The sequence below is a fragment of the Pseudomonas sp. P5_B2 genome (assembly GCF_056400445.1).
This window is the reverse complement of record NZ_JBFULH010000182.1, coordinates 1-7908: the sequence shown is the minus strand read 5'-3', so window position 1 is coordinate 7908 and position 7908 is coordinate 1. Positions and strand designations below refer to the sequence as shown.

Annotated in this window: 8 protein-coding genes and 1 pseudogene; all 9 read right to left on the bottom strand. The window is 60.2% G+C overall.

The genetic code is table 11. From position 1 onward, the window contains the following. Positions 1 to 931 (bottom strand): LysR family transcriptional regulator (locus tag AC1DRJ_RS15150; protein ID WP_477802878.1); only part of this gene is annotated, 931 nt, incomplete at its 3' end. A gap of 150 nt (positions 932 to 1081) precedes the next feature. Continuing rightward, positions 1082 to 1483, bottom strand: a pseudogene (locus tag AC1DRJ_RS15145) (GFA family protein). Between the two features lie 175 nt (positions 1484 to 1658). Next, positions 1659 to 3077, bottom strand: coding sequence for a sensor histidine kinase (locus AC1DRJ_RS15140; RefSeq protein WP_477802877.1), 1419 nt, complete (start codon positions 3075 to 3077; stop codon positions 1659 to 1661). Beyond that, positions 3074 to 3736, bottom strand: a complete 663-nt coding sequence (locus tag AC1DRJ_RS15135) for a response regulator (RefSeq protein WP_477802876.1) — start codon at positions 3734 to 3736, stop codon at positions 3074 to 3076. Before AC1DRJ_RS15135 ends, AC1DRJ_RS15140 begins: the two co-directional genes overlap by 4 nt. An 11-nt stretch (positions 3737 to 3747) precedes the next feature. Then, positions 3748 to 4392, bottom strand: a complete 645-nt coding sequence (locus AC1DRJ_RS15130; protein ID WP_477802875.1) for a tetratricopeptide repeat protein — start codon at positions 4390 to 4392, stop codon at positions 3748 to 3750. Next, positions 4389 to 5198, bottom strand: a complete 810-nt coding sequence (locus tag AC1DRJ_RS15125) for an SDR family oxidoreductase (protein WP_477802874.1) — start codon at positions 5196 to 5198, stop codon at positions 4389 to 4391. Before AC1DRJ_RS15125 ends, AC1DRJ_RS15130 begins: the two co-directional genes overlap by 4 nt. Next, entirely contained in the window at positions 5185 to 5859 is a 675-nt protein-coding gene (locus AC1DRJ_RS15120) for a TenA family transcriptional regulator (RefSeq protein ID WP_477802873.1), read from the bottom strand. The genes AC1DRJ_RS15125 and AC1DRJ_RS15120 overlap by 14 nt, the downstream gene beginning before the upstream one ends. Next, positions 5856 to 7337 carry an AMP-binding protein gene (locus tag AC1DRJ_RS15115; RefSeq protein ID WP_477802872.1) on the bottom strand — a complete coding sequence of 494 codons (1482 nt, stop codon included), beginning with the start codon at positions 7335 to 7337 and terminating at the stop codon, positions 5856 to 5858. Before AC1DRJ_RS15115 ends, AC1DRJ_RS15120 begins: the two co-directional genes overlap by 4 nt. Next, a partial coding sequence (locus AC1DRJ_RS15110; RefSeq protein ID WP_477802871.1) for a thermostable hemolysin occupies positions 7327 to 7908 on the bottom strand: 582 nt, incomplete at its 5' end. The genes AC1DRJ_RS15110 and AC1DRJ_RS15115, both read right to left, overlap by 11 nt.

Sequence of the window (7908 nt, the reverse complement as noted above, 5' to 3'; positions counted from 1 at the left end):
CGTCTACACCTTCTATCCATGTAGCGCCAGGCCACTGTTTGTCGACGACCAACTGTCGCGCCACATCGACGATGACCAACCGCGTTGCCAGCGCCGCTGGAGAGAGTTCGTCGTCAGCCAGTGTCGCCAGAAGATTACGCCGGCCCACATGGGGATCGGCAATCCTGATCAGTGAAAGTCCGGACCCGTCTTTCAATGCAGCGGCCGCCCCCGGTTGTATCGTTGCTGCATGACCTGCCCGAACGGCGTTCATCAATACAGCGAGACCGTCGACTTCCATAATGACATTGGGTGTTAGCCCGACCCGCTCGAACGCGCTCATCAATGCCGAGCGCAAGCCATGTTGCGCGCTGGGCATCACCAGCGGCAGGCCGCCGAGGTCGGCTAACTGCACGCTATCACCAGAAGGCGCTTGAGGCAGGCAGGGCGAGGCAATGACAAACAGCTTTTCATCCAGCAGCGGAGTCACGCTCCAGCGTTTACCCCCTTCGAGCTGGAACAGGATGGCCAGATCAATTTGCCGTGCGTTGAGTTGCGCCGCCAAGTGACCGGAAAGCATTTCCACCAAATGCAGTTGTATGTCCGGATAACGCGCACGCATTGCGTTGATCAACGGCAACGCGAGCACCGTCGCGGTAGTCGGTGGTAAGCCGACGCTGACATAACCGCTCATTCGCCCGCGATGGGCGGCCATGATTGCGTTTTCCGCCTGGCGTAGCGTCAGTTGGGCGTGGTGTAAAAACGCAAATCCGGCGCTAGTGGGCGTCACGCCGGTGGAGRTTCGATTCAGGAGGCGGGTGCACAGTTCGCTTTCCAGCTTGGAGATTTGCTGACTGAGGGCTGACACACCAACGTCCAGTTCAAGTGCCGCACGCCCCAGGCTGCCAAGCTCGATGATTTTTACGAAATAGCGCAGTTGTCTCAATTCCAATGTGGCTGCTCCCCGCGAATTTGTTATTCAAATACCTGAACGTTTGCCACGCAAGTTACGAAGCCCTAAGAGGCAGCATTGTCGCAGGTTTGGGTTGACCGTTGAGCGCGTGCGCTTTGTCGAGGACTGGTAGCAGTTGGCCCGAAGCTGTCATCGAGACTGTGGCCACTGATCCTGGATTTCATACCAAGGCGCCTTGGACGTCACTTCGACATGTTGCTGGTTGTCGGTGGTAAAGGTCGTGTCTAGCGAACCCAGCGCTATAGATATCCAGTCTGCGTATTCACCCTGGCTTCGCGACTAGAACAGCGACGAWCCGCACTGGCCGCAGAACTGACGAAGCACTGATTCCGAAGAGCGGTAAGTCGTGATGCACTCCGCGCCCTGCATGATATGCAGGTCAGTTCGCAGCACGCTGCCATAGCTGGCAAACGCTGCCCCATGACTTTTACGGCATTGGTTGCAATGGCAATGTGAAAGCGCTTTGGGGCGTGATTTGATTTCGTAACTGACGGCGCCGCAGAGACAGCTGCCTTGGAAAGTGCTGGTCATTTTTTGAGGCCGCATGGTAACCAAATGGGTCAATTTAAACGATTGGCACGGGGAGTGTCGAATGACTGCTCCTGGCCCGTTTGCTGCCCTTCGCGACATGCAGCAACCGGAAAAAAGCAGGCGTTCAGAAGCGACTGTTCGCTCCCACACGGATTCCGTCAGCGAGAGATTTGAATCAAACGCTGGGCGGCAGTTCGCGTGTAATGTGCGGTAACGCGATGCATGACGGGCTATCAGGAATAGCCAGCGTCGCGCACAACCCGCCTTCCGGTCGGTTGACCAGCGTGATGCGTCCGCCCAGCCGAGTCGCGATGGTGTTGACGATGGTCAGCCCGAGTCCCGCGCCCTGAACATTTCCGCGCCTGTAAAACCGTTCGAACAAGCGTTCGCGATCGGCTTCGTCGATGCCGGGGCCCTGGTCCTCGACGCTCAGTAAATAGAAGCCGTCCGCCTGACCTAGCTGCACGGTGATAACGCCCTGTTCGGGTGAAAAGTTAGCCGCGTTGCTGATCAGATTATTCAGCGCAACGTCGACGGCGGCAGCGTCGGTGATGACTTTAAAGGGGCGGTCCTGGACGTCGAAGGCCAACTCAAGGTTTTTACTCAGTATCCAGGGCGTGAGCTGTGCAAGGCTGTCGCGCACGATTTCGGCCAGATCGATGCTGTGCAACACCGGGGCCATGGCTTTGGGTTCCAGGCGGGCCATGGTCAACAATTGATTGACCAGGCGGCTGGTGCGGTCGACGCCGGCGATCAGAAACTCCAGAGAGTCACGGCGCTCTTCTTCGGTGCCGGCCTCCAGCAGGTTTTGTGCATGCACGCGCAACACCGCCAAGGGCGTGCGCATTTCGTGGGCGGCATCTGCGATGAAGCGGCGCTCGCGGCCCAGCACTTCCTGGATCTGCGCCAGCATGCGATTGAGTGCTGCTTGCATCGGCTCCAGTTCACTGGGCAGAGGGGTCAGTTGCAACGGTTCCAGCGAGCCGCTGTGCCGCGCCCGTAAGGTCGCCGCCATGTTTTCCAGTGGTTTGAGGCCCCAGCCGATGGCGACCCAGATCAATGCCGCCAAAATCAGACTGCCCAGTACATTGGGCCACAAGGTATGGCGCACGATTCGATCCACCAGATCCGAACGCACGTCGTCCCGTTCGCCCACCCAGATTTTCAGATCGTTTTGTTTGTCTTCGAGCATGAAGGCGCGCCAGTGGCGGCTGCTCTGGTCGACCACTTCACTGAAACCGGGTGTCGATGGCGGCGTGCTGAAGGAGGGCGCACTGGCCGTGTGTACCAGCACTTCGCCGTGGCCATTCCACACCTGAAAAGCCAGTTTGGTTTCATAAGGATGGCCGTCGCCCTTGGGCGCAGCTTCACCCAAGGCGTTGTTGAACGCCTGATACAGGTCGGCGTGTTCCTTACTGGCCATGGGCATGCGCATCACACCTTGTAACAGCCGGGCGTTTCGAGCCAGTTGGGCATCATAGACTTCGGCGATTTCGTGATTGCTGTCGTGCAGATTGAGCAGGCTGATCACGGTCACGCCGACCAGCATCAAGCCAATGATGAGCGTGAGGCTGCGGCGCCGGATCGACGTCATCGACGCTCCTCCACCAGATAACCGACACCGCGAATGGTTCGGATCAGGTCGGTGGAGAATTTTTTGCGCAAGTGGTGGATGTGCACTTCCAGGGTGTTGCTTTCGGCTTCCTCGTTCCAGCCATAAAGCAACTGCATCAGGTGATCGCGGGTCATGACCCGGCCAGGGGGCGAGAGCAATTCGTGGAGCAACTGATATTCCTTGGGGGTCAGTGCTACCGGCGCGCCGTGATAACTGACTAGCTGGGTACCGGGGTTCAGGCTGATGCCAGCGTGTTCGATCAGCATTTGAGCGCGCCCGACACTGCGCCGCAGCAAGGCTCGCAGGCGAGCCTTGAGTTCAGCCAGGTCAAAAGGCTTTATCAGGTAATCGTCGGCCCCGGCATCCAGCCCGGCAATGCGGTCTTCAGTTGCGTCTCGGGCGGTGAGGATCAGCACCGGCAGGTTGGAACCGCTGTCACGCAAGCGACGCAGCACTTCAAGGCCGTCCATGCGCGGCAGGCCGAGGTCGAGCACGGCCAGGTCAAATGTTTCGCTCAGCAGCGAGTGCAAGGCGCTGACGCCATCCTGTACCCAATCGACGGTGTAACCTTCGCGGCCCAGGGCTTGATGGATGCCCTCGCCGAGGGCAACGTCGTCCTCGATCAGTAATAAGCGCACACGAACTCCTGTCAGTAGAGTTTCTTGTTCACGTCCACCAGCAACGCATCGATCTCTTTGCGCCGCCCTGCATCGGCGGATTCCCGGCCGGGCCTTGGGGCGGCTTGCAGGGCTTTTTGCAGCACAAGTCTGGCTTCGCTGTAACGCTTTTGACGGTAGAGGTGATCGCCCCAGAAGTACAGACTATCGATGCCGTCCGGGTTGAGTTGCAAGGCCTGCGTGAGCAACTGTTCGGCCTTGTCCKAGTCACCGAAACCGATGGGCCAGCCGGGTACGCGGTCATAGAGAGCACCCAGGCTCGTGTAGGCCGAGCCCTGCAGGGCTTTCGGGTCCGGGGTCAGGGCTTTCTCCAGATCGGCTTTCGCCACCTTGACCTTGCCCAGTGCACCGAGGCCACCCTGTGCACCGGCCCAACTGCTGGTGACGATGCCGGACCAGATCCAGGCTTCTGCCACCGATGGGCGTTCCTGGGCGAACGCGGAAGCCTGGGCCGCCAGTTTTTCAAACGCTGCGGTACGTTGCGCTTCGGGGACTTCGTATTGAATGTGCGCCCAGCTTTGTTGAATGCCCTTGAGGCGTTGCTGATCGGCGGGGTCCAGCGCCCAGGCGCTTTGGCTCAAGGCCCCCAACAGCAGGCAAGCGATGATTTTTTTCATGGTTTTAAATGCTCGTTGTCGGGTTCTTCGCTCAGGCGGCGGATCAGCGGCAATTGCTTGCGCAAGCCTCGGTCCACCAGATTGGGCAGCAGGCTGTTGAGGCGAACGAAAAAACGCTCCGGCCAACCCAGGTACAGGTCGCGGTGGTCACCCGCTATCGCATGAATCACCGCGGCAGCGACCGTTTGCGGATCATCGACATTTGTCTTGAGCGCGTCGTTTAACGCCTGCGCCGCCGGGCTGTTCATGCGGGTGTGGGTGGCGCGCGGGGCAACATAGAGCACGCTGACACGGGTGTCTGCCAGTTCCCGGCGCAGGGCCTCGGAAAACCCGCGCAAGGCAAACTTGGTGGCGCAATAACTGGCGTAACCGGGGTAGCCGATGGAACCGTAGGTTGAACCGACGTTCACCACCATCGCGCTCTGGGCTTGTTTGAGCAGCGGCAGCAGTCGTTTGGTCAAGCAGATCGGCGCGCTGATGTTCACCGCCAGCATGGCGTCGATGTCGCTGTCCTCCAGCTGTTCGAGCATGGCGAATTGGTTGACCCCGGCGGCGTTGATCAGCAGGTTGATTCCACCCATGATTTCGGCTGCGCTCAGTACCCGACGCCTGTCGGCCAGATTGGTCAGGTCCGCGCCGATCCAGCAAAGGTGTTGCGGATAACGCGTCAACAACGATGCCAACGGTTCCCTTTGCCGAGACACCGCCAGCACCCGTGCGCCGCTGRCGCACAGGGCGGTTGCGATCGCCAGGCCGATGCCACCGCTGGCGCCGGTGAGCACCACGCGAGCTTCATGCAATTGCATACAATTTCTCCCCGTCGCGCGGCAAGCCACGGAACATGTCGGTGTAGAGCGCGTACACCACTTTGGACGCGTGAATGACGGCCGCCTGGTCTGCCGGATCGTCGAGGGCATTCATCAGCCGGCGATAGGTCTGCATGTGTTCGATGTCCAGAGCGCCATGCGAGCTGAGGTAGCTGAAGGCGCTTTCCGGCAAATCCAGCCGCTCGCGAATGCTGCCGGCCGCGTGGGTGGCCAGGGCGATKCTGGTTCCTTCCAGCACGTTGACCATTCCGAACAGGCCGACCGGGTTGTCTCGGGCAATCAGGTCGTAGAGAAAACTGACCATCAATTCGATCGGCATGCACGGACGACCGTTGCGCACCGCGTCCTTGTCGCCACCGCAGGCTTCGATGTCATTGAGTACCCATTGTTCGTGACCGTATTCATCCTCGATGTATTCGCAGACGGCTTCGCGCAGCCATTCCAGACGCGTCGGCAAACGCGCACCGCAGGCCATCATCAAGGGCACGGTGTGGCGCACGTGGTAATAGGCTTGCGCCAGGAACGCCCGATAACTTTCCAGGCTGACCTTGCCCTCAAGGGCATCGAGAATGATCGGCAGATTGAACAACGCATGGCGTTCTTGTTGCGTGGCTGCTTGCAGMCGGTCGAAAAAGCTCATGATGCGGATTCCTCGGGAAATGCAGATTCCGACAGTTGCTCCCGGTAACGCTCGACGATGGCGTCACGGCGCAGTCGGCCATTGGCGGTGAGCAGGCCATTGGCGGGAGTGAAGGGGTGATCCACCCGGGTCCAGTGGTGGACCTGGGCGTAATCGGGCAAGGCTTCGTTGGCTTCGGCGACGGCAGCGCTCAGTTCTTCATCGGTGCACTCCGGGCGGTGGGGCCAGAGCAGTGCGTGGTTGCGCGGCATGGCTTCGCCGTAGACGAACGCCTGGGCGATGTGGCGGCGCTGGGTCAATTCGGCCTCGACCCACTCCGGGTTCACGTTGCGCCCGAAACTGGTGACGAATTGATGTCTCTTGCGCCCTTTGAGGTAGAGAAAACCTTCGGGGTCGAACTCGCCGAGATCGCCGCTCGGCCACCATTCATCTACGTGCGGTGCCTCGCCCAGATAGCCCAGCAAGGTCGAGCCTTTGATCAGCACTTCGCCGTCTTCTGCCAGGCGAACCTCTACGTGGGGCAGGGCCTTGCCAACACTGCCGGGGCGGCACGCTCCTGGCCGATTGAGGCAGACCACCGAGGCGCACTCCGACAGCCCGTAGCCTTCGTAAACCGGCACGCCGACACGTTGAGCCCGGTGCAGTAACTCCTCGGAAACCCGCGCGCCACCCACTGCGGCAAAACGCAATGTGCCGGGGTTGAAAGCGTTCTGCTCGGCGGCGCTGACCAACATCAGCAATAACTGAGGCACCAGGATCAGGCTTTCGGGGGCGCGGGCGGCCAGGCAGCCGAGTAGCCGAGACACTTCAACGCCGCTGGCACCCTGAATACCCAGGGTTTTCTGGCTGGGCAGGCTCAAGGTTGCACCGGCGTACAGGGCGGCGTAGCAACCGAGGTTTTCCAGCAGGATCGCCAAGGGCAACAGCGCCAGGTGATGCTGCGGCGCGATAGGTTTGCTGGCCTGATCCAGTTCGCGAGCGACGGCTAAAAGGCTCTGCGCACTCAGGCACACGCCTTTTGGCGTACCCGTGCTGCCGGAGGTGAAGGTCAGCTTGGCGGTCCCTTTGGGCATGCGATTCGGGTCGACGAAGGTCCGGCACCAGAACTCACCGGTTTTCTCGTACCCGGCCAATTGCAGTTCGGCGTCCAGCTGCGGATCGGCAATCACCCGTTCGGCGTGGCTCTGTTCCAGGCAATGCAGGCGTTGAGCCGGGCTGAAAAACGACGGCAACGTCACGCAGGTCAGGCCTTCGAACAGCGCGGCCAGGTCCCAGAGCATCGCTTCCACACCATTGTCCAGCGCCAGAGCCAGCACCTTGATGTGTTCATTGCGCAGACGCTGCTGGCAACTCAGCACTTCGGCGTACAGCGTGGCGTAGTCCACTTTCAGCTGATCGCCCCACAACGCAGTGGCGCCGGGCTTACGTTCAGCATGCTCGCACAGGGTCTGTTTGAAACGTTCGGTTTCAGGCGACATGGCTGGATGCCTCGTTGGGCGTTGGCAATCCCAGGCGATCAAACATCCCGCTGTCGTGTAGGTGGATGAAACCGGTGCGGATGTTGCCAACGTGCACCCAAGGTTTGCTTTGGTAATAGCTGCCCCAGTGGTGGCGTTCATCACCCAGCCGTTCGGGGTCAGCAGCGCAGAGCGTCACGGGGTTTAAACCCAGGCGATGAAAGCTGTTAACCAGGCCAACATTGCCGGTAAACGCCACCCATTCCAGGCCGCCCATGGCCAGCAGGTAAGTGATGGCGATGATGCTCATTCGTGCGCTGCCAGTATCGCTGGCGGCCAGGTTGCCGGCTTCGACGATGCCTGCGCGGTCCACGGGTTGACCGGCAGCGGCGCTGATCAGTGGTTCGATTGATTCATCCAGATAGCGCTCCAGAAACAACGGGCCGAGACTCGCCATGCGAATCCCGGCCACGGCACAGAGTTCGCCCGTCGCATTGCTCATGCCGAACAGCTCGGGCATGAAATAGCGGATGTCAGCATCGTGGGCTTTGCGGAAACGTTGCTGGATAAAATTTTCGAAGATATGCCGCCG